Below are 23006 nucleotides of genomic sequence, written 5' to 3'. Positions count from 1 at the left end.
CGTCCGGACAGCTCAGCCGTGCCATGGCGCGGGAAGGGAGCCGAGATCGTCATGAACAGTTACAGGGACCGGCCGCGGCGCCGGGTCGCCGTGACCGGCACCGGAGTGATCTCCTCGGTGGGACTGTCGGTCGAGGAGTGGTGGGAGTCGCTGCTCGCGGGCCGCAGCGGGATCGGTCCGATCAGCGGTTTCGACGCCGGCGGCCTGCCGGTGCGGATCGCCGCCGAGGTCCGCGGGTTCACTCCGCCCGACCATTGGCCGCGCGAGGTGAGCCGCCGGCTGGACCGGTCGGCCCTGTTCGCCCTGGCCGCCGCCGAGGAGGCGATCGCCCAGGCCGGTCTGAAGATCGATCCCGAGCTGGGGGAACGTACGGCGGTGCTGGTCGGCAGCAGCGACGGCCCGGAAGCGTTCATCAACGAGTGCCAGACGCGCCTGCGTGAGCGCGGATATCGGAAGATCCCGGCCTACTACGCGGCGACCGCCGCCAGTGGCATCGCGACCAACCAGATCGCTCTGTGGTTCGGCGCGGGCGGCCCGTCCGCCTCGATCAGCACGGCCTGTGCGACGGGTGCGACCAGCATCGGCGAAGGGATGCGGCTGATCGAGCGGGGCGACGCCGATGTCGTGATCGCCGGGGGTTGTGAGGATTCCATCAGTCCGCTCAACGTCGCCGGCGCGGCCATCGCGGGCGCGCTGACCCGCCGCAACGACGAGCCCGAACGGGCCAGCCGCCCCTTCGACCGGGAACGGAGCGGGTTCGTGTACGGGGCCGGTGCCGGTGTGGTCGTGCTCGAGGAAGGCGAACTCGCGCGCAGGAGAGGGGCGACGATCCTCGCCGAGCTGGCGGGGTACGGCGCCGCCACCGACGCCTACCATCTGACGGCGCCGCATCCCGAGGGACTGGGCGCCCAGCGGGCGATGCGGCGGGCCCTTGAGGACGCGGGCGTGCGTCCCGACGAGGTGGACTACATCAACGCGCACGGCACCAGCACCGTTCTGAACGACCGGATCGAGGTCGCGGCGATCCGCGCGGTCCTCGGTGAGGCCGCCGTCCGGACCCCGGTCAGTTCCATCAAGTCCATGCTCGGTCACATGATCGGGGCGGCCGGTGCCGTGGAGTTCATCGCGGCGGTCCAGTCGCTGGTGACCGGGATGCTGCCGCCGACCGTCAACTGTGACGACCCGGAGGACCCGGAGATCGACTTCGTCCCGCACGTGCCGCGGCGGCACGATCCGGAGGTCGTGATGAGCGACTCGTTCGGCTTCGGCGGGCACAACGCCGTGCTGGTGGCCAGGCGGTGGCGGGACGAGCCCGCGCCCTCGGCCGGAACCGGGAACGACCGACACGAGGAGCGGCCATGAAGGGTGACTACGTCTCGCTGCGGCGGATGAAGGACGCCGACTTCGAGCTGCTGGCCGACTGGATCGGCGGGCGCGTGGGCAGCTACGGCGCCGGCTCGCCCTTCTTCGTCACCCCCGAGGAGCTGCGCCGGGGCGCCGACACGTACCTGATGGTCGTCCGGAACGACGGCGAGCGGATCGGCGTCGTGTCGTGGCGGCAGCTCGCCTACGTCGGAAGCTACGAGCTGGGCGTGGCGATCGGTGACGAGAGCGCCTGGACCGACGGGTACGGCGTCGAGGCCGTGCTGCTGCTCCTGCATTACGTGTTCCACGCGCGCAACGCGCACCGGGTGGAGATGAAGGCCGGGCTCTTCAACCGGCAGCCGATCAGGATGGTCACCCAGGGGATCATGGTCCTGGAGGGCGTTCTCCGCGACTACTACTTCCTCGACGGCCGGTACTACGACGCGGTGGTGTTCTCCCTGCTCCGCGAGGACTACTACAAGCTGGTCGAGGCGCTGGAGCTGTCCCCGGACACCATCCCCGAGGCCGAGAAGCGGGAAGCGTTCAAGGTCTTCCAGGAGTTCCTGGCGAACAGGCCGCAGGACTACCTCTCCCAACTGCTGAACCGGAAGATCGAGGACTGACGCTCCCGGTCACGGCGGCACGACCCCGGCACCGGCGCGGTCGCGCCGGTGCCGGTTCCATGTCCGCGCCTGGCACGGGACGGGCGGGGCGCGCACCCCGCCCGTCCACGATGGGTGTACCCGGCCGGGTCATGACGGGCTTCCGAACAGGCGGCGCACGCCCACGGGGACGTCGTCCTCCCGTGGCCGGACGGTGACGACGGCCAGCCTCCCGCCCGCGGCGGCTTGCCGCGCGTCCCGCAGGGCCGCTCGGAGTCCGGTGTCGTCGGCCGGAGCCGCGTAGGTCCCTCCGAGACCCGCGGTGATAGCGTCCCAGGGCAGTACCGCGTTGAAGCGGGTCAGCTCGTCGGGTGCGCCCTCCTGCGCGCGCAGCCATCGGGGCCAGCCGTGACCCGCGTTGTCGAAGACGACCACGACGAGCCCGAGGCGCAGCTCGGCGGCGGTCGCGAGGGCCGGCAGGCTCATGGTGACGGCGCCGTCACCGCACAGCACGACGGTCGGCCTGTCCGGTTCGGCCACGGCGGCGCCCAGGGCGGCGGCCACCCCGAACCCCATCATCGTCTGCTCACCGGGAACGACGACCGACGTGCGGGCGCCCACGCTGAGCACCGGCCAGTGATAGGACCACAGGTCGTTGAGCCCGTTCTCCTGCACCAGCACCGCGCCGTCGCCGAAGACCTCCGCGACGGCGCCCAGCGTCGCCCTGACCGGGCTCTGCTCGAACGGCGGTGGCGTCGCGTGGTCGTCCAGCGCCGCCTGCCGCAACCGCGCCACGTGGTCCAGCCACTTGGCGCGGTTCCCGGCGTTCCTGTCGGCGCGGGTCGCGAAGCGTTCGTCCAGTGCGGCCAGTGTGAGGGCGGCGTCGCCCAGCAGTGCCTGAACGGGTTCCAGCGGCACACCGAACGCCTCCGGGTCGCAGTCGACGTGCACCAGCCGTACGGCGTCCAGTTCGGGCCAGCCCATCCGGGCGGTCTCCTCCAGCCGGGTACCGACGGCGAGCAGCACGTCCACCTCACCCGTCGCCTGATGCAGCGGCGGCGTAAGGTAGAGCCCGGCCAGCCCGACCGCGAGCGGATGCCCCTCGTCGATCACGCCGCGGCCGGCCGCCGTCGTCATCACCGGTGCCCGCCACCGCTCGGCGAGCGTCAGCGCGGCCCGTCCGGCGCCCGCGGCCCTGGCGCCGCCGCCGAGCAGCACCAAGGGCCGCCGGGCACCGGCCATCAGCTCGGCCGCACGCTCCACGTCCGGTGCGTGCGGCGACGCGCGCAACCGCCGGACGGGCCCGGACGGGCCGTGCCGTGGCGCGGGCCGCCGTAGTACCTCGTCGGCGATCTCCACCACGGTCACGCCCTGCCTGCCGTTGACGGACAGATGCACCGCGCGGCGCAGCGCCCAAATCAGACGGCCGGGGTCGTCGACGAGCAGGTGGGCCTTGGCGATCGGATGTGCGAGAGCCGCCTGGTCCACCTCCTGGAAGCCGCCGCGCCCCAGCCCCGAGGCGGGGACGCGGGTGGTGACCACGACGACGGGCGCGCACAGCGACGCCCCTTCGAGCAGGCCGGTGAGCGCGTTGGGGAAGGGCGGACCCGAGGTGAGGGCCAGCACGGCGGGCCGGCCCGACACCACGGCGTGACCCACCGCCGCGCACGCGCCCGCCCGCTGGTCGCGCACGGCCACCGCCGCGGGTGCCGAACGCCGCTGCGCGGCGTCCAGCAGTCCCGGCTCGTCGGAGGGAAGGCCGACCACCACATCGCAGCCGGCCTCGTCCAGCGTGGCCGCCACCACGTCCCAGACCTCGCTCACCCTTCACCCCTCGTGGTGGTCCGCTTCATGCCTCGGCCCTGCGGCGTGCCCGCCCTGCCTCGGCCGACAACAGCAGCGGCCTGGCGACGAGCTCCCCGTCCAAGCACACGCTGGAAGCCTGCGGCCCGTAACCACCGAACGGCTGGTTGCCGTCCTCGGCGTCGAAGGTGGTCCGGTCCCGCCGGATCACCGCGGTGCCGAGCAGTTCCCCGGTGATCCCCGGCTCGCCGAAGACCGTGGCGTACATGCCGCGGTCGAGCTCGGTCGGGGTATGCGCCCACTCCTGGATCTCCGCCACATCGTCGTACGGGCACAGGCAGAAGATCGGGGAGAACAGCTCGGGCGGAACGAACCCGGCGGCGTGCGGCAGGACCACGATGCCGGGAGTGACGCGCCCCTCCTCCACGTTGACCTCGCCGCCGTACACCAGGTGCTCGCGGTGGGCGGCCAGGAACTCGGCCGCCCCCTGGACGGCGTCCTGGTAGACCAGCGGGGCGACCACCGTGCCGGGACGCCTGCGGTCGCCGACCCGCAGGCCGGCCAACTGGTCGCGGAGCAGGCCGAGCAGCGCGTCCAGCCGCGACCGGTGCACGAAGATCAGGTCGCTGCACAGGCAGTCCTGGCCGCTGTTGTAGAGACGGGAGATCAGCAGCGCCCGGCAGCTCTCGGCGGGATCGGCGGCGGGGCCCACCACCATCGGGTTGGGCCCCGAGCCCATGATCAGGAAGAGCGGGCCGCCGCCGACCCGTTCCAGCACGTTGCGGCCGTTGTCGTACCTGCCGGTGAACACGACGGCATCCGAGGCGGCGCCCACCTTCACGAAGTCGCGCTGCGACGCCTCGGCGAGCCTGACGCGTCCGCGCAGCCACGGGCGCCGGGCGAGCATCGTCTCGTGCAGGGCCAGGGCGGTGTCGCGGGTACGTGCCGAAGGCCGGATCGCGACCTCCTCCGCGTACAGGACCGGGATCAGCCCATAGAGCACGTACGAATAGAGGACGTTGTTGGACGGCAGGAAGACCGCCACCCGGTCGAGCCTCCCCGGATCGTTACGGGCGATCTCCCAGGTCGCGCCGGACAGCGTGCGCACGGCACGGTGCAGCTCGTCACGGGCGGCGTCATACGGCGTGATCGTGGTGAGCAGGTCCAGCAGCCGCTCCTGCGTTTCGAGAACGGCCGCGACCAGGTCCATGGACTGGTCGTGCACCTGCTGCAGGTCTGCGCGGGCACGGCCGGGCTCCGCCCCCGCCGGGGCGGGTCGCGCGGTCGCGAACGTGTACATCAGAACTCTTCCTCCAGGTCGAGTCCGCGCGAGCGGACCAGGACGGACGACGTCTCCAGCCGGTCAGGACGCGTCGGCACGGGAGTCGCCGCCCTCGCGGAGGATCTCCTCGATCCGTCCGCTCAGGGCGGAGACGGTCGGGTGCTCCCGCAGCGCCACCACGGGCAGCCGGTGCCCGAGCAGGGTCCGCAGCCGGCGCAGGATCAGGATGCTCATCAGCGAGTCCATCCCCAGGTCGTAGATGTTCTGGTCGGGGTCGAGCGCCTCGGCGGAAGGAAGCTTGAGGACCTCGGCGACGACGGCCCTGACCTGTTCCCGCAGCTCGATCCCGGCGTTCGCGGGCGCCCGCGTCGCCTGCCGCGTGGCATGCGGCGTGACCTGCGGTACGGGCTCGCCCGAATAGTCGGCGAGCAGGCCGGGCGGGCGGCTACCGTCCGCGAGGCCGACCTGGGACCATTCGGCGTCGGCGATGACCAGCCGGCCGGGGGCCTTCCAGCCGTCCAGCAACCCGAGCACGGCGCTGAGCTTGCGGCCCGCCATCAGCCGGAGCCCGGCCCCCTCGAACAACTGCTGCTGCGGGGCCCCGGCGAGTCCCTCACGCCAGCCGCCCCAGTTCACCGTGTGCCCGGGAAGGCCGCGGGACCGGCGGTCGAGGACGAGCGCGTCCTGGAAGCAGTTGGCGGCCGAGTAGGCGGCGTCCCAGCCGCCCAGGAGCGCGGCGAGCGCGGAGAAGCACACGAACCGCGTCACCTTGTGGGTCTCGGCGAGCCGGTGCAGCAGGTGCGTACCGGTGACCTTGGAGCCGAACATCCGGGCCAGATGGTCCTCGTCCATCTGGTCGAGCGGTGTCGTCGAGCCGGTGACGGCCGCCTGGTAGATGCCGCGCAGCGGCGGCAGGTCGGTCCCGAAGCGGGCGCTCAGGGAACGCATGGCGGCCTCGTCCCCGACGTCCGCGGCGACATCGGTCACGGTGACGCCGCGGTCGCGCAGCTCCCGGACGATGGGGGACGTGTCCGGCAACCCATGGCGCGAGAGCGTCACCAGATGCCGGGCACCGAGGTCGGCCAACTGCCGCAGGACCAGCGGGCCGACCCGCCCGGTCGCGCCCACCACCAGTTCGCAGCCGCCGGGGTCGATCGTCAGCGGCGGGCCGGGCGGCAGCGTGCCCGGTACGAGCCGCGGCACCAGCCGGGCCGTGCCCCGATGGCAGACCTCGTCCTCGGGCGACCCGGCGAGGATCTCCCGGCGGATCAGCTCGGCCGCTCGTCCCGCCGGGCCGTCGTCCAGGTCGATCAGGCCGCCGTGCAGCTCCGGACGGGCGGGCAGGAGGCTGCGCGCCGCGCCCCAGACCGCCGCCCGCGCGGCGTGCACCGGATCACCGGGGCGCGCCGACTGGGCGAACCGGGTCACCAGCCAGAGCCTCGGGGGCCGGTCGGCGCCGACGGCCACGAGGTCGTGGACGAGCCGCCACGCCTGGAGTGTCAGGCGATGCGCGGTCGCGGGATCGCCGCCGGCGTCGTCGGTGTCCAGGCCCACCGGCAGCACGATCCGGGCGACACCGGCCAGCGGCCCGAGACGGGCGATCCTGTCGGCGGCCTCCGGTGCCGTCAGCTCCCCGGCCGGGACGACGCGGTGCTCGGCCCCGGCCTCGGCGAGGTCGCGGACCAGGGCGTCGGCCACGTCGGAGCCGTCGCTCACGACGAGCCAGCCGCCGTCGCCGACGACCGCGCCGTCCTCACCGGACGGAAGCGGACGCTCCCGCCAGGCCACGGTGTGCACCCATGAGGCCGGTACCGGCGCGGGAGCGGGCTCAAGCCGGAGCCCTCGCACCGATCCGCCCTGCCCGCCGGCCGCGTCCAGCGTCGCCGACACCGCCAGCCCAGCATCGGCGGGCTCGGCCGACACCAGCCGGGCGCTCACGGCGCTGCCGTTCGGCTCCCACACGAGGTTGTCGACGCCGACGGGCACCAGCGTCCCGGGCACCCGCGCCTTCTCGATCGCCTGCGACGCCAGGCCGTCGAGGCATCGGGCGAGTGCCGCCGCGCGCCCGGCGCCGTCCGGTCCGGTGTGGGCGGCGGGCTCCCCGGCCGCGCGATGGATCCTCGCGGACGCGCGCAACCGCCAGCCGCCGGCGTCGCCGTCCGTGTCGCCGTCCGGTGTGTAGATCCGCACACCGAACAGGGCGCCGCCGCCCTGGTCCTCCGGGGTGAGCGCCGTCTGGACGTCCGCTCGCTCGCCCGGCCGCAGCGGCTCGTGCACGCACAGGTCCCTCAGCGCGGCGGGCCGTACGCCGGCGCCGCGCGCGGCGGCCAGCGCCATCTCCCCGAACAGGGCAAGGGAGATCGTCTCCTCCGGCAGGCCGCGGCCTCCGTCCGTCCACGCCGGGTCGAGCCGGCCGTGCCAGAGCTGGGTCCCGGGGCTGGTCGCCGGGCGTGTGCGCACGCCGAGCAGCGGGTGGCCCGCGTCGCCCGCCACGAGGCCCGGCGAGTCCGGATCGGCGTGCGCGACGGCGTCACCGGCCGTGGCGGCCCGTGCGCCGCCGTCAGGGGGAGACGCCCTCCAGTAGGTACGGCGATGCCAGGCGGTGGTGGGCAACGGCGCGACGCCGCCGCCGGGGAACAGCCGCTCGCGGGGGACGGGCAGGCCGTCGCAGCACAGAGCGGCGAGCTGGGCGAGCATCGTGGCCTGCGCCGGCTGGTCGCGCCGCAGGGTCGGCAGGACGAGCGGGTCGCGCACCCCGGCCGCCGCCAGCGTCGGCTCCGCCGCCCACCGCAGCAGGGGATGCGGGCTCACCTCGACGAAGACCTCGTGCCCGTCGTCGGCCGCCGCCTCGATCGCGGCCGCCAGGCGGACGGGCTTGCGGAGGTTGTCCACCCAGTACGGCGCGTCGAAGGACGGCGTCTCGCGCGGATCCTCGGTCACGGTCGAGTAGAAGAAGGGGCGGTCTCCCCGTTCCGGTCCGTCGTGCCGTGGGCCGAGACCGCCCAGAGCGTCGAGCAGCGGTTCGGAGAGCCCTTCCATCAGCGGGGTGTGCGAGGCCACCATCGTCGGCAGGGACCTGGCCGAGACGTCCCGCGCCTCGAAGTCGGCGACGACCCGCGCCACCTCCTCCGGGCGCCCGGCAATGCCCGTCATCACCGGCCCGGCCGGCACCGCCACCCACACGGCGTCGTCCACGCCCAGCTCCGTCAGCCGGGCCGCGACCTCGTCGGCCGGCGCCTCGATCGACGCCATGGCGCCCTCGCCCTCCAGGCCGGCGATCAGGTGGGCGCGCCGGCACAGGATCCTCGCGCCCTCCTCGGGGGCGAGGGCGCCGGCGACGACCGCCGCGGCGACCTCGCCCATCGAATGGCCGATCACCGCGGCCGGCTCCACCCCGTAGGAGCGCCACACGGCGGCGAGGCCCACCTGCATGGCGAAGATGAGCGACTGGGCGGCGGGGATCTCGGTGGGAATCGGGCCGCTCGTCAGGGTCTCGCCCAGGGACAGCCCCGTCTCCTTCTTGATGACCGGTTCCAGCTCGGCGATCGCGGCCGCGAACGCCGGCTCCGACTCCAGCAGCTCGCGGCCCATCTCCGGCCACTGCGATCCGTGCCCGGAGAACACCCACACCGGCCCCCGGCGGCGTTCCCTCCACTGCCGTGGCGCCACGACGCCCGGTGCGGCACGGCCCGCCGCCAAGGCGCGCAGTCCCGAGAGAAGTTCCTCGCGGTCAGCGGCGACGACCGCCCCCCGGGCCCGGACGCCCGCGCGCCGCGCCAGCGTCGTCCCGATGTCCGGCATGGGGACGTCGGCACCGGGTCCCTCCAGCCAGTCCGCGAGGAGACCGGCCGCCTCGGCGCACCGTTCCCCGTCCCATCCGGAGACCACGTACACCCCGGGACCGGTCGTGGAGCCGGAGCCCGGTTCCTCCGCGGGTCCGGCCTCCAGCACGACGTGCGCGTTGGTGCCGCCGAGCCCGAACGAGGACACCGCGGCCCGGCGCGGCTCGCCCGCCTCGGGCCATGGCACCGGCTCGGTCGGGACGAAGAAGCGGCCGCCGTCCGCGTCGATCGCCGGGTTCCACTTGGTGAAGTGCAGATTGGGAGGGATGACGCCGTGCCGGAGCGCCAGCACCGACTTGATGAGGCCCGCGATCCCCGCCGCCGCCTCGGTGTGGCCGATGTTCGTCTTGACCGCGCCGAGCGCGCACGGCACGTCGCCGGTTCCGTAGACCTGGTCGAGCGCCTCGAACTCGATCGGGTCGCCTAGCTGCGTGCCCGTGCCGTGCGCCTCGATCAGGGCCACCGAGGCCGGTGGCGTGTCCGCGTACCGGAGCGCCTCCCTGAGCACCGCCGCCTGCGCGTCGGTGTTCGGCGCCGTCACCCCCTGCGAGCGCCCGTCGGAGTTGACCGCCGAACCGCGGATGACCGCCAGGATGCGGTCCCCGTCGCGCAGCGCGTCCCCGAGGCGTTTCAGCACCACGACGCCGCATCCCTCCCCGCGCACGATGCCGTCCGCGGCGGCGTCGAAGCTCTTGCAGCGGCCATCGGAGGCGAAGACCCCCCACTGCTCGATGGCCACGTGCGTGTACGGGCTCAGGATCGTGTTGACACCGCCGGCCAAGGCCAGGTCGCTCTCCCGCATGCGCAGGCTCTGCGCCGCCAGGTGCACCGCGACCAGCGAGGAGGAACAGGCCGTGTCCAGCGCCGCACAGGGGCCGCGGAGGTCGAGGAGGTAGGCGATCCTGCCCACGGCCACGCTGTGCGCGTTGCCCGTGCTGCTGTAGGCGTCGACCTCGGTCGAAAGCCTCTGGTAGTCGGTGTGGTAGATCCCGGCGAAGACCCCGGTCCGGCTGCCCGCCAGCGACCCGGGTCCGATGCCGGACCGCTCCAGCGCCTCCCACGCGGTCTCCAGCAGCATGCGTTGCTGCGGGTCCATCGCCTCGGCCTCGCGGGGCGAGATGTTGAAGAAGGTGGCGTCGAAGCCGCCGACGTCATCCAGGAACCCGCCGCGCCCGGCGGCGTGGTCCGGGGCGTCCGGTCCGGAGACGGAGGCCGTCGCGGGGTCCCAGCGGGTGGCCGGGATGTCGGTCACGGCGTCGCGTCCTTCGACGAGCAGCCGCCAGAACGCCTCGGGGCTGTCGGCGCCGCCGGGGAAGCGGCACGCCATGCCGACGACCGCGATCGGTTCGGCGGCGATCGTGCCGGCCGCGTCCGCCAGCCGGTCCGCCAGCACGGCCATCTTGTCCTCGGACAACTCGGCGAGCCGCTTGGTGATACTGGTCATGGCTCATCTCCTATCGCCGCTCTCAATGCGGGTGAGCAGGTCGTTCCAGCCACGGGCCGCGGGGCCCGGCGAGGCTTCGCGGGACGGGCCGGGGTCCGCAGGACCGGAGGCGGGCGCCGGCGCGCCGTCCGCCTCCGCCAGGCGCGCGTCCAGGAACGCGGCCAGGTCGTCGATCGTCGGGTGGTTCCACAACGCGGTCGCCGGAACGCGCAGGCCGAACGCCCGCTCCGCGCGGTTGCGGATCATCAGGCCCATGATCGAGTCCAGGCCCAGCTCGGCGAGCGGGCGCCGGGTCTCCACGTCGTCGGGGCGCAGGCCCATGACGTCGGCCACGATGGCCATGACCGTCGCCTCGACGCGCGAGCGGCGCTCGGCGGGTTTGAGACCGGCCCACTCCGGGCCGCCCGCCGCCCGGCCGTCGGCCTGCCGCTTCCCGGCGTTCGCCAGGGCGACGATCTCGCCCAGCAGGCCGGGTGGCTCGGCCGATGGCGCGGCCCCGGTGACCGGGACCACGATCCCCTGCGCGGCGCCGGCGCGATGCAGCCGGTCCCAGCCCGCGAACGCCTCCTCGGGCCGCAGCGGCCGCAGCCCCGCCGCCCGCAGTTCGTCGATGACCAGGCCGGCCGCCCTGTGGCGGGCGAAACCGAGCCCTTCCCAAGCGCCCCAGTTGATGCTCGCCGCGGTGCATCCCTGGTTCCGCCGTAGGTGGGCGAGGGCGTCGAGGTAGGCGTTGGCCGCCGCGTACGCGCCCTGCCCGGGCACCCCGGCCAGGGCGCCGGCGGACGAGAACAGCACGAAGAAGTCCAGGGACCCGGGCGGGAAGGCACGATGCAGCACGGACGCGCCCACCGCCTTCGCCCGCAGCACCGCGTCCAGATCCTCGTCCCCGGTGTCGGCGAGCATCCGGTCGGCGAGGACCCCCGCCGCGTGCACGACCCCGCGTATCGGCGGATGGCCTTCACGGTCGAGGTCGGCCAGGAGCCGGGCGACGGCCGCGGGGTCGGCCACGTCCACCGGGGCGATCCGTACCGCGATGCCGCGCCGCTCCAGCCGGCGCAGGGCGGCGACCGGTTCCCGCCACCTCTCGTTGTCGATCTCGTCCCAGGTGCGCCGGGGCGGCGGCGCGGTCCGGCCCGCCAGCACGAGCCTGCGGGCACCGCGGTCGGCCAGCCACCGCGCCGTACGGAGCCCGAGCGCGCCCAACCCGCCGGTGATGAGGTACGCGGCATCCGGTGCGCAGGTCAGCGGCGCCGAGCCCGCGTCGGGTCCGGGCTCGGCGGGCCGTACGCAGGGGACCAGGGTCTGCTCGCCGACCACGACAAGGCCTTCGTCGGGCGGATCGAGCAGCAGCCGTGCCAGCCAGGCGGCCCGGTCGGCGGCGCTTCCCGGCGACAGGTCGGCCACGGCGCACCGTAGGTGCGGGTATTCCGCCGCCGCTACCTTGGCCAGGCCCCACAGCGTCGCGGCGGCCGGCGCGTCCTCGTCCGTGGCCTCCCGCACTCCCTCCGTGACGAGCCAGAGTGCGGCGCCATCGGAGCGGTGACGCCCGGCGAGGGTATTGATCACTCGCAGAGCGCGCCGGCAGCCGTCGAGCATGGCCTTCGCCACGTCGCCGCCGTCCGGCCGTGCCGGAGGCAGCAGCACGAACGTGCCGGTGGGCGCGTCCAGCAGCGCGGGATCGTGGACGTCCACGATGTGCCGGGCGGAGACCCCGGCCTCCCGCATACGGCTGACGAGACGGGTGGCCAGCTCCGAGGAAGGCCCGAGCAGGACGACTTCCGCGTTGGTGGTTCGCGTGGCGGAGCCTCCGTCGAGCACGCGCCATCCCACGGTGTGGACGAGCGGGACATCCGGCGCGGCGTCCGCATCGTCGTTCCGGAGCGGCGCATAGCGGACCCCGGTCAGGCTCAGGACGCGACGCCGTTCCGGTCCTTCGGCTTCGATGTCGACGACCAGCTCGCCCGGCTCCGCCTGGTCCTGACGTGGGACGACGCGGAGAACGAAGGAGGGCTCCGCCTCCGAGCACGCCGAGACCCGCTCGATATTCGCCGAGACCCGCTCGATGCTCGCCGGCACGCGGACGCCCTCATCCTGGGCCACCAGCGGTGCGACGTTCAGCGCGGCGTCGAGAACGCCCGCCAACGTCGCGTCGCCGTCCGGGAACACGACACCGGCCGTCAGGCCGGCCTTCCCCGTGGACAAGGCCGTGACCTGCCACGGATACGCGGTGCTCTCGACCCCGGCCGAGGTCAGCGCAGAGCGGACCGTCCCCGGATCGAGGGCGGTCTCGTCCTTGGGCTGCGGCAGGCGCGGCGCCTCATCACCGGCATCCGAGGGAGCGGCCTGGAGCACGTCGGCGGTCATGCTGGCCACCCAGGCGCCGTCCTGCCCGGCCGACCGTACGTGGACTTCCAGCACCTGATCCCGGACCGTCACCTGCACGTCCTGGTCCCGGTCCGGCAGAACGGGATGGATCAAGCGGATCGCCGACACGTCCGGGTGGGGTGCCGCGCGCAGCGCGGTGTGGACCAGGACGGAGGCCGGCACCAGGGACACCCCTCCGACGGAGTGCCGGCTCGGATAGGGGAGCGCGCCGGGCCGGAGACGCGCCCGCCAAAGCTTCAGCCCGTGGACGCCGGGGACGTCCACGCGTTCGCCGAGCAGCGTCCCGGTCTCCGGGGCGGCACCGGCCTCCACGCGTATCCGGTCCATGTCGAGCCAGTGCCTGCTCCGCCGCCAGGCGGTGGTGGGCAGGTCGATGACGCGGCCGCCGGGGAACAGCCGGTCGGGGACGGCCGGACGGCCACCGAGCAGCAGCGTCGCCGCCTGCGCCCGCATGGTCCCGGCCTCGTCGCGGTCACGGAGCAGCGTGGGCAGGACGACCGGGCGCCGCGTCCGGTCCTCCAAAATCTCGCTGATCGCCGGGAGCAGCAGCGGATGCGGGGACACCTCGACGAAGCAGTCGAAACCGTCGTCGGCGGCGCAGGCGACCGCCGCGCTGAACCGGACCGTACGCCTGAGGTTGGCCGCCCAGTAGGCCGCGTCGAAGCCGGGGACCTCCCGCGGGTCCGCCAGCACCGTGCCGTAGAACGGCACCGTGGGCCGGGTCCCGTGAACGTCGGCGAGCACCGTGTCCAACCGCGGCAGGATCGGATCGATATGGGACGAGTGGCTCGCGTAGTCGACCGCGACGAGCCTGGCCCGGCCGCCGTCGTCCACCACCTGCTCGACCAGCGCCCGTACCTGCCGCTCATCCCCGGCGATCACCGTCTGATGGGGCGAGGTCCGCACCGCCACCTCGACGCCCGGGACGGGGGCGATGAGCTTCAGCACCTCGTCCTCGGAGAGGTCGAGCGAGGCCATCGTGCCGCTCCCGGCCACCTCCAGCAGCAGGCGCGACCTGCGCGCTATCACCGCGAGCCCGTCCTCGCAGGACAGCCCTCCCGCCACTACGGCGGCGGCGACCTCGCCCATGGAGTGACCGATGACCGCGGCGGGCCGTAGGCCCATCGCCTCCCAGGTCCTGGCGAGGGCGACCTGCATGCCGAAGAGCACCGGCTGTATCCGGTCCACCGACGAGGGGACCTCCCCCGACTCCAGCAGTCCGCGCAGCGAGAAACCGGCCTCCGCGAGGAACAACGGGTCCAGGTAGGCCACCGCCTCCGCGAACGCACGGTCCTCCTCCAGCAGCCGCCGCCCCATGCCCGGCCATTGCGACCCGTGCCCGGAGAAGACCCAGACCGGTCCCCTCAACGGGCCGCCGTCCGGAGCGCGCACGACGGAAGGGCCATCGCCGCCCCTCACCAGGATGTCGAGCCCCTCGCGCAGTTCGCCGGGGGTACGCGCCAGGACCGCCGCCCGCGCCGTACGATCCCGCCGGGCCAGGGAGTAGCCGATGTCGGTCAGCGAGGCACGCGCGTCCTCGGCATCCAGCCGGCGCCGGAGCGCCGACGCCGTACCGGCCAGGCGTTCGGACCCGCTCCCGCCGATCAGGAAGATGCCCGGTGCGGACAGCGTGCCCGCATCCGCGTCGGCGTTCGCCGCCACGGCCCGCTCACCCGCCGCCTCCACGACGACATGGGCGTTGGTCCCGCCGAACCCGAAGGACGACACTCCCGCGACAGGGGGCTCCGAGCCCCGGTAGCGCGGCCACGAGGTCGGGGCGGTGACGACGCGCAGCCGCAGGTCGTCGAAGCGGATGTGCGGGTTGGGCGTGTGGAAGTGCAGGCTCGGGGGCAGCCGCCGGTTGCTCAGCGCGAGCACCACCTTGATCAGCCCGGCGACGCCCGCCGCCGCCTCCAGATGACCGAGGTTGGACTTGACCGACCCGATCAGCAGCGGCCGACTCGCCGGTCTGCCCTCTCCCAGGACGGCGCCGAGCGCGTTGGCCTCGATGGGGTCGCCGAGCAACGTCCCGGTGCCGTGCGCCTCCACGTAGTCGACCGAGCGCGGGTCGATGCCCGCCGCCGCGTACGCGTCCCGCAGCACGGACTCCTGCGCCGCCGGGTTGGGCGCCATCAGGCCGTTGGTGGCTCCATCGGAGTTGACCGCGCTTCCCCGGATGACCGCCAGAACGCGGTCGTTGTCGCGCACGGCCTCGCTGAGCCGCTTCAGCACGACGATCCCGCAGCCTTCCCCGCGCCCGTAGCCGTCGGCGGCGGCGTCGAAGGTCTTGCATCTGCCGTCGCGCGCCATGACACCGGCCCGGTCGAACCCCGTCGCGATGGCCGGGGAGATGATGAGGTTCACGCCGCCCGCCAGCGCGACCTCGCTCTCGCCCCGGCGCAGGCTCTGCACGGCCAGATGCACGGCGACCAGCGACGACGAGCAGGCGGTATCCACCACCAGGCTCGGCCCGCGCAGCCCGAACAGATGGGAGACCCGGTTCGCCAGGACGCTGAGGGAGGAGCCGGTCGCGGTCCAGGCGTCCACCGTCGCGTGGTCCCGCATCTGGAGCAGGCCGTAGTCGGAGGTGGAGGCGCCGATGAACACGCCCGTCCGTGACCCCGCGAGCGCGCGGGTCGCCATGCCGGCGTGCTCCAGCGCCTCCTGGGTCACCTCCAGCACGAGCCGCTGCTGCGGATCCATCGCCGCCGCCTCCCGGGGGCTGATCCCGAAGAAGTCCGCGTCGAACTCCGCGATGTCGCAGTCGAGGTAGCCGCCCCGGTCACCGGGCCGCCCGGCCGGGGCTCCGCCGGTCCGGTCTCCCCAGCGCTCGGCGGGGACGTCCCGCGTGCCGGAACGGCCGGACGACAGCAGCGCGCGGAACGCCTCCGGATCGTGCGCCCCTCCCGGAAACCGGCAGCCCAGGCCCACGACCGCGATCGCCTCGCCGGAACGCCCGATGTCCCGGGCTGCGGCCTCCGGTGCCACGGCCTCGGCGCCTCCGACCGGCTCCGCGCAGTGTCCGGCCAGCAGGGTGATGGTCGGATGACGGTAGATGACCTGCGGGTCGAGCGGCCGGTCCAGGAGCTCGCCCAGGTCGCCGGACAACTCCACCAAGTCCCGCGAGCGCAGCCCGTAGGACTCGAACGTCCGGTCGGGATCGACGGCACCCCGGGGTTCGTTCACCCGATCGGCCAGCCAGCCGATCAGCCAGTCGCGCACCTGCCCACTGCGCACCATCGCGGCATCCTCACCTCAAAAATGACAGCCCAGAACAACGGCCGGGCATTTCCATGAAATCCGAATTCAAATCTCCGGCACCGGTTGACACTGTCGCGGTCATCGACTAAATGTCTATTGTGCGTTGCAGGCGCTCCTTCCGGAGGAATCCATGGGCATTCTGGACGGCAAGAACATTCTGATTACCGGGGTAATCACCGACTCTTCGATCGCCTTTCACGTGGCCCGTCTCGCACAGGTGGAGGGAGCCCGTGTCGTGCTGACCGGGTACGGCCGGTTGAGCCTGGTGAAGCGGGTCGCGCAGCGGCTTCCCGAGCCCTGCCCGGTGATCGAGCTCGATGTCACCGACGACCGTCAGCTGGAGACGCTCGCCGCCCGCGCCGGGGCCCATCTGGACGCTTTCGACGGCGTTCTGCACGCCATCGCCTTCGCCCCGCAGACGGCCATTGGCGGCAATTTCATGAATACCCGCTGGCCCGATGTGGCGACGACGCTGCACGTTTCGACATATTCGCTCAAGGCGCTTGCCGCCGCCGTGCTGCCGATGCTGCGGAAAGGTTCCTCCATCGTCGGGCTGGACTTCGACGCGCAGGTGGCCTGGGACGGTTACGACTGGATGGGCGTGGCCAAGGCCGGGCTGGAGTCCTGCACCCGCTACCTGGCGCGCGACCTGGGACCACACGACGTGCGGGTCAACCTGGTCGCCGCCGGGCCGCTGCGCACCACCGCGGCGCGGAGCATCCCGGGCTTCGACGAGTCCGACAAGGACTGGGACCGCAGAGCGCCGCTCGGCTGGGACACCCGCGATCACACCGCGGTGGCGCGGGCGTGCGTGGCGCTGCTCTCCGGATGGTTCCCGGCGACGACCGGCGAGATCATCCATGTCGACGGGGGCGTTCATGCGATGGGCGCCTAGCGCGGCCGGCCGAGCGGCTCGCGCTCGAGCAGGCCGCGCGGGTCCTGGTTGTCGAACACCCCGACGATGCCCCCGCCCACCTGCGTGGCGTCGTGCACGGCGTACCCGAGCAGTTCCGTGAGTTCGGGAGGCAGGTCCGCGGCCACGATGGGCGGGCTGGCCAAGGTACCGTTCTCCAACTGACGCAGCCAGCCGACGCAGTAGCTCAGCACGCACCCGCGCCGGTGCCGGTCCGGAGTGCTGTTGCCCCCTCCGCCGTGAAAGACGTCGCCACGGAAGAGCAGCACGTCGCCCTGATCCATGATCGCCGACCGGAGCGTCCCCGCCCCGGGCCGCCGACCCGGTGGCCAGCGATGGCTTCCCAGCGCGACGCGCGTCGCCCCGTTCTCGGCGGTGAAGGGCGTGAGCGCCACTATGGCGAGCACGTTCACCGGATGCTCCTGGCGCAGCAGCTCCGGCCACCAGGCGTCGGAGTCGCGGTGCAGGTACTGCGGGGTCTCCCGCGGGCCGATCTGGATGATGTCGGCGCTGCTGAGCAGGATCCGCCGGCACAACGGCGCGAGCGACCGGCGCGCCCAGGCCAGGATCGGATCGTGCGTGATCAGCCCGCGGGCGATGGGGAACCTGGTGGTCACCCGCTGCAACCGGATCGTGCGGAACCCGAGGAAGGTGTCGTAGGCCGGCGTCCCGCTGTTGGGACGGCGAGGGCCGCCCTCGTGCTGCTCCAGCCACCCGTCCACCTCCTCGTTGACGCGGACGCACAGATCGCGTCCGACCAGCCGGCCGACGACGACCGCCCCCCACTCCCGCACCGCCGCGTCGATGGCCTCCCAGTCGTACGGCGGCTCGAAGCGCGGTATCGCGTCGGGGACGGACGGTTCACAATCGGCGGGGGACGGCACTGCATACTCCTCTGCTCGTCAGTGGCCCATGGACGCGCCGCCGTCCACCGGGATCACGGCTCCGGTGAGGTAGGCGGCGTCGTCGCTGGCCAGGAAGCGCACAACGGTCGCGATCTCCGCGGGCGTCGCGGCCCGTCCGAGCGGTGTCTGCTCGATGAACTCGGCGAGCACGCGGTCGGGCAGTCCCGCGGTCATGTCGGTCAGGACGTAGCCGGGAGCGACGACGTTGACGGTGACATCGCGCGCGCCGACCTCCCGCACCAGCGACCTCGCGAACCCGATCAGGCCCGCCTTGGAGGCCGCGTAGTTGGTCTGGCCGGCCGCGCCGAGCATGCCCACCGTGGAAGAGATCAGGATGACGCGCCCGCGCCGCTTGCGCAGGATCCCGCGCATGGCGCGGCGGACGACGCGGTAGACGCCGACCAGGTTGGTGTCGACGACCGAGAGGAAGTCCTCGTCGGTCATCAGCGCGAGCGGCTTGTCGCGGACGATGCCGGCGTTGGCGACGAGCACCTCCACGTTGCCGTGCCGTTCCTCCACGATCTTGAAGGCCGCGTCGACCTGCGCCCCGTCGGTCACGTCGCAGCGGACTCCCAGCAGCCCCTCCGGCGGTTCCCCGGTCCGGTAGGTCACGGCGACCGCGTCGCCCTGACGGGCCAGCTCCTCGGCGATGGCCAGCCCGATGCCGCGGTTGCCGCCGGTCACCAGGCAGGAGCGTGGGCTCGGGACCCGCTCGGGGCCGGTGGTCGCGGTCACAACCAGACCTGCTTCGGCAGCGCGCCGGACAGGAACAGCTCCCGGCAGGCGCCGCGCCGCACCTTGCCGCTGCTGGTACGCGGGATCGTCCCGGGCCGGGTGAGGACGACCGTGTCGGTCGCCAGGCCGTGGCGCGCGGCCACGCGTTCCCTGACGGCCCTTTCGGTCGACTCGGGGGTCAGCTCCTCGGCCCGCGCCCTGGCCGGATGCAGCTCCGCCACGACCACCAGGACCTCGCCGTCGCCCGCATCGACGGAGAAGGCCGCGGCCCTGCCGAGCGCGGACGCGACCGGCGACTCCATGATCGTGGCCTCGATGTCGTCCGGGTAGTGGTTCTGGCCGTCGACGATGATCAGGTCCTTGCGGCGGCCGGTGACGAACAGCTCCTCGTCGCTCCGGAAGCCGAGGTCCCCGGTGCGCAGCCAGGGCCCGGACCCGTCCGCCAGGCGCGCGCCGAAGACCTCGGCGTCGCGTTCGGGCCGGGCCCAGTAGCCGCCGGTGACGTTGGGTCCGCGCACCCAGATCTCCCCGACCCGGCCGGGGGGCAGCGCGCGGTGCCCGTCCGGATCGACGATCCGGAGATCGACCTCCGGCAGCGGCGTGCCGCAACTGGCCAGCGGCAGGGAGCCCTCGGAGTTCGGGTCGGCGGCCCGCGCGTGTCCGCGGCCGAGCTCCGCCCTGTCGAAGTGGCCGATGACCCTACCCTTGACCGGTGAGGTGGAGGTGACGCCCAGGGTGGCCTCGGCGAGGCCGTAGCCGGCGGTCGTGGAGCGCTCGGCGAGCCCGCACTCGGCGAAGGCCGCCTCGAACTCCGCGATGCTGGTGGGCCGCACCTGCTCACCGCCGCTGAGCAGGTTGTCCAGCGTGCTCAGGTCCAGCCCGTGTTTGCGGTCCCCGGCCACCCGGCGTACGCACAGCTCGAGAGCGAAGTTGGGCGCGGCCGAGTAGGTGCCCCCGTACCGGGTGATCAGTTCGAGCCAGCGGCGCGGGTCCTGGACGAACGCCCAGGCGGACAGGTGCACGGCGTGGGCGCCCACGCTGAGCGGCATCAGCAGCCCCAGGACGAGGCCCATGTCGTGGAAGAGCGGCAGCCAGGAGACCATGACGCCCTGCCTGTCGAAGCCGGCCCGGCCACGGGTCTGCCAGCAGGCCGCGGCGATGTTGCGGTGCGTGACGCGCACACCGGTCGGCCGGCTGGTGGAGCCGGAGGTGTACTGGAGGTAGGCGACCTCGTCGAGATCCACGTCGGTCGGGCGCCACTGCCCGGCGGCCTCGTCCGGGATCCCGTCCACGGGGATCACCTGCCTCACGGTGTGATCCGGGCACGCCTCCAGGAACGCGTCGACGGCCGCCCTGCCGGCGACCGTGCCGAGGACGCATCGCGCACCGCAGTCGGCGAGCACGGACCGGAGGCGTTCGCTCCCGCGTTCCTCCGGCGGGAAGAGCGGTACGGCCAGGACACCGGCATAGAGGCATCCGACGAACGCGGCGATGTAGGAGAGACCCTGTGGGAGCAGGAGGGCGACCCGGTCGCCGGGCGCGGTCTGGGATTGCAGCTCGGCGGCGATCGCCCGCGCCCGCAGATCCAGGTCCCCGAAGGTCAGTGCGGTCGGAATGCCCCGGCGGTCGGAGCTGAAGTCGACGAAGGTGAAGGCCGGTGCCGCCGGGTCCTGCCGCGCGAACTCCCGCAGCACGTCCACCATGGATTCGTCGTGGTCGACACCGGCCGCCGCCACCTTTATCGCCATTTCCGACTCCATCTCAAATCCATAGTCCGGTCAGACCATGCCGACGATCCTTCCAGCGCGATCACACATGTGCCATCTATCCTTGTTCATACATCCATTGTTATAGCGCCGGAACATGCCCCTTCAGCGCGGTCGGAAGGGGGTTGACAGGGCGGCTCCGGCTGGCGAATCTGGATATGCGAATGTGACACGAAATCGCCTTGATCCATGCTCGCCACCCATGCGGGCGTACAATAACCGGCCGCCGTGGCAGGCATATCTTCGATGGATGGATTTCCTCCGGAGGCGGCTTCTTCTTCCGCGCCACGCACGGGAGGCCGCACCGGCCGTCGTACCGCGTCTCCGGGCGGCCCTTGGGGCGTCGGCATCCCGTACAGGAGGATGACCATGATTCGCAAGGGACCGACATGGACCCCATGACCGAGGCCCTGCTGAGCGACGCCCCGGCGAGCGTGCTGGCACGGACCCCCGTGCCGGAGGAGTACCCGGCCCTGTACCTGCGCGCCGAGGACGTCGGCATGTTCGCGGGGGTCTCCGACAAGGACGTGCGCGAGTCGCTGCGCTTCGGCCCGGTGCCCATGCCCGAGCTCGCGCCGGACGAGGTCCTGGTCGCGGTGATGGCCAGCTCGATCAACTACAACACCGTGTGGTCGGCCATGTTCGAGCCGAAGCCCACCTTCGAGTTCCTCAGGCGCTTCGCGCGGACCGGCGGCCACGCGACCCGCCATGACAGGCCCTACCAGGTGGTGGGATCGGACGGTGCGGGGATCGTCGTGCGGACCGGGACGGGGGTCAGGCGCTGGCGGGTGGGCGACCGGGTGGTGATCAGCCCCGCCCAGGTCGACGACCAGGAGGCCGCCACGCACGGCGACGGCATGATGGGCGCCGAGCAGCGGATCTGGGGCTATGAGACCAACTTCGGCGGCCTGGCGCGCTACAGCGTCGTGCGCGCGAGCCAGCTCATCCCCAAGCCCGCGCACCTGACGTGGGAGGAGGCCGCGTGCGTCACGCTGTGCGCGGGAACCGCCTACCGGATGCTGGTCAGCCGGCAAGGCGCCGCCATGAAGCAGGGCGACATCGTGCTGATCTGGGGGGCCACCGGCGGGCTCGGCGCGTACGCGGTCCAGATGGTGCGCAACGGAGGGGGGATCGCCGTCGGCGTGGTCGGCTCGGCCCACAAGGCCGAACGCCTGCGGGCGCTGGGCTGCGATGTGATCCTCGACCGCACCGAGTTCGGCATCGACGACGGTGAGCAGGACCCGAAGGAGACCATCCGGCTCGGCAAACGCCTGGGCGGGGCGATCCGGGCGGAGGCCGGGGGCGATCCGGACATCGTGTTCGACTACGTTGGTCAGGCGACGTTCGGACTGTCGGTCTTCCTGGCCGCACGTGGCGGCACGGTGGTCACCTGCGGTTCCAGCACGGGGTACCTGCACGGGTTCGACAACCGCTACCTGTGGATGAACCTCAAGCGGGTCATCGGCAGCCACGCGGCGAACCTGCGGGAACAGTGGGACTGCCTCAGGCTGTTCGAGCGGGGCATGCTGGTGCCGACACTGTCGCGGCTCTACCCGCTGGACGAGGCCGCCGAGGCCGTCCGCCTCGTCCAGAAGAACGCCCATATCGGAAAGGTGGGCGTGCTGTGCATGGCCCCCGAACCCGGCCTGGGCGTCACCGACGGCGCGTTGCGCGAACGCATCGGTCCCGGCCGTCTGAACCCCCTTCTCGAAACGCCCGTACCGGTCGGCTGACGGTCTCGGCCGAGCCTGTCATCGAAGCCGCCCAAGCCCTTTTTCCGGTCGCCGCGGCGGCTCAATGAAAAGTGTCCGGACGCGCATATAGCCGGGATATAGGAGGTCGGCGAATAGTGAGCATGGAAGAGATCGGTGTCCGCGGAAGGAGCCGGTGGATGCATGCTCGCGATAAGTCACGACAGACCTTCTCGCAGGGAAGGCCCGGCCCGGCCATCAGGGTCCTCATCGCGGATGGCGAACCGGCCGGGCGGCGGGCGCTGCGGCGTTCCCTCGCGCCCGCGAACGACATCGAGGTCGTCGGGGAGGCCGCCGACGGCGGGGAGGCGGTCGAGGCGGCACGGCGGCTCCGGCCCGATGTCGTCCTGATGGATCTGAGCATGCCGCAGATGGGCGGGATGGCCGCCATCCGCCGGATCCTGGACGCTCCGGACACGCCGAGCGCGGTGATCGCGCTGAGCCCGGACAGCGGCGACGACCATCTGTTCGAGGCGCTTCAGTCGGGTGTGTCCGGTTTCCTGCTGAAGGACGGCGACCCCACGGTCCTCATCGAGGCGATCAGAAGGACCCACCGCGGGCACGGGCTGCTGGACCCGCTGGTGACGCGGCGTGTCATCGAGCGGCTCGCCGTGCTCTCGCCGCTGCCCCCCTCTCCCGAGCTCCGCAGCCTCACCGCACGGGAGGACGACGTGCTCGCGCTCCTCGCGCAGGGGCACAGCAACCGCGCGATAGCGAGCATCCTGAAGATCGGCGAGGGGACGGTCAAGATCCATGTGAATCGTGTGCTGGCCAAGCTGAATCTGCACTCACGGGTGCAGGCGGCCATCTACGCGATCGAGCACGGGGTCATCATGCCCCGGCATGGCACCGTGGCCGGCCGCGGTGGTGAGGGACGTCGCGGGCGCGGTGTCGCCGAGAGCGCGGGCCTGCCCCGGGCGGTCGCGTCATGACCGTGGCGTGCGCGGCGTGT

12 protein-coding genes are annotated in these 23006 nt (G+C 72.9%); 5 read left to right on the top strand and 7 right to left on the bottom strand.

Going from position 1 to position 23006, the window contains the following annotated elements; translation table 11 throughout:
- Nucleotides 1-51: 51 nt before the first annotated feature.
- Nucleotides 52-1362, top strand: coding sequence for a beta-ketoacyl-ACP synthase II (fabF, locus tag QSK21_RS19715; RefSeq protein WP_285697734.1), 1311 nt, complete (start codon nucleotides 52-54; stop codon nucleotides 1360-1362).
- A complete protein-coding gene (locus tag QSK21_RS19710; RefSeq protein WP_285697733.1) occupies nucleotides 1359-1988 on the top strand; it encodes a GNAT family N-acetyltransferase in 630 nt (209 codons plus the stop codon). The genes fabF and QSK21_RS19710 overlap by 4 nt, the downstream gene beginning before the upstream one ends.
- A gap of 129 nt (nucleotides 1989-2117) precedes the next feature.
- Here the strand turns inward: QSK21_RS19710 and QSK21_RS19705 are convergent, their stop codons facing one another.
- The 4 genes from QSK21_RS19705 to QSK21_RS19690 form a co-directional block, all read right to left on the bottom strand.
- Nucleotides 2118-3791, bottom strand: a complete 1674-nt coding sequence (locus tag QSK21_RS19705; RefSeq protein WP_285697732.1) for a thiamine pyrophosphate-binding protein — start codon at nucleotides 3789-3791, stop codon at nucleotides 2118-2120.
- 25 nt (nucleotides 3792-3816) lie between these two features.
- Entirely contained in the window at nucleotides 3817-5070 is a 1254-nt protein-coding gene (locus QSK21_RS19700; RefSeq protein WP_285697731.1) for an aldehyde dehydrogenase family protein, read from the bottom strand.
- Between the two features lie 63 nt (nucleotides 5071-5133).
- Nucleotides 5134-10338: a type I polyketide synthase gene (locus tag QSK21_RS19695; RefSeq protein ID WP_285697730.1), complete on the bottom strand. Its 5205-nt coding sequence runs from the start codon at nucleotides 10336-10338 to the stop codon at nucleotides 5134-5136.
- A gap of 3 nt (nucleotides 10339-10341) precedes the next feature.
- Entirely contained in the window at nucleotides 10342-15963 is a 5622-nt protein-coding gene (locus QSK21_RS19690) for a type I polyketide synthase (protein WP_285697728.1), read from the bottom strand.
- A gap of 151 nt (nucleotides 15964-16114) precedes the next feature.
- Between QSK21_RS19690 and fabI the strand changes: the two genes are divergently transcribed.
- On the top strand, nucleotides 16115-16879 hold the full coding sequence (gene fabI, locus QSK21_RS19685) for an enoyl-ACP reductase FabI (protein WP_285697727.1): 765 nt from the start codon (nucleotides 16115-16117) through the stop codon (nucleotides 16877-16879).
- On the opposite strand, the gene QSK21_RS19680 is transcribed toward fabI, so the two are convergent.
- Genes QSK21_RS19680 through QSK21_RS19670 form a run of 3 tightly spaced genes read right to left on the bottom strand, consistent with a single transcriptional unit; the run spans nucleotide 16876 to nucleotide 20285 of the window.
- Nucleotides 16876-17781, bottom strand: coding sequence for a phytanoyl-CoA dioxygenase family protein (locus tag QSK21_RS19680; protein ID WP_285697725.1), 906 nt, complete (start codon nucleotides 17779-17781; stop codon nucleotides 16876-16878). The two genes, fabI and QSK21_RS19680, sit on opposite strands and share 4 nt — an antisense overlap.
- A gap of 18 nt (nucleotides 17782-17799) precedes the next feature.
- The gene (gene fabG / locus QSK21_RS19675) at nucleotides 17800-18537 is read right to left on the bottom strand and encodes a 3-oxoacyl-ACP reductase FabG (RefSeq protein WP_285697724.1); all 738 of its coding nucleotides are present in this window, start codon (nucleotides 18535-18537) and stop codon (nucleotides 17800-17802) included.
- Nucleotides 18534-20285, bottom strand: coding sequence for a fatty acyl-AMP ligase (locus tag QSK21_RS19670; protein WP_285697722.1), 1752 nt, complete (start codon nucleotides 20283-20285; stop codon nucleotides 18534-18536). Before QSK21_RS19670 ends, fabG begins: the two co-directional genes overlap by 4 nt.
- A gap of 407 nt (nucleotides 20286-20692) precedes the next feature.
- Between QSK21_RS19670 and ccrA the strand changes: the two genes are divergently transcribed.
- The gene (gene ccrA, locus QSK21_RS19665) at nucleotides 20693-22036 is read left to right on the top strand and encodes a crotonyl-CoA carboxylase/reductase (RefSeq protein ID WP_285697721.1); all 1344 of its coding nucleotides are present in this window, start codon (nucleotides 20693-20695) and stop codon (nucleotides 22034-22036) included.
- Between the two features lie 158 nt (nucleotides 22037-22194).
- Entirely contained in the window at nucleotides 22195-22986 is a 792-nt protein-coding gene (locus QSK21_RS19660; protein WP_285697720.1) for a response regulator, read from the top strand.
- The last annotated feature ends 20 nt before the right edge of the window (nucleotides 22987-23006 follow it).

It is taken from the genome of Actinomadura sp. NBRC 104412 (genome assembly GCF_030269515.1).
Lineage (GTDB): Bacteria > Actinomycetota > Actinomycetes > Streptosporangiales > Streptosporangiaceae > Spirillospora.
This window is presented reverse-complemented; position numbering and strand designations above follow the sequence as displayed.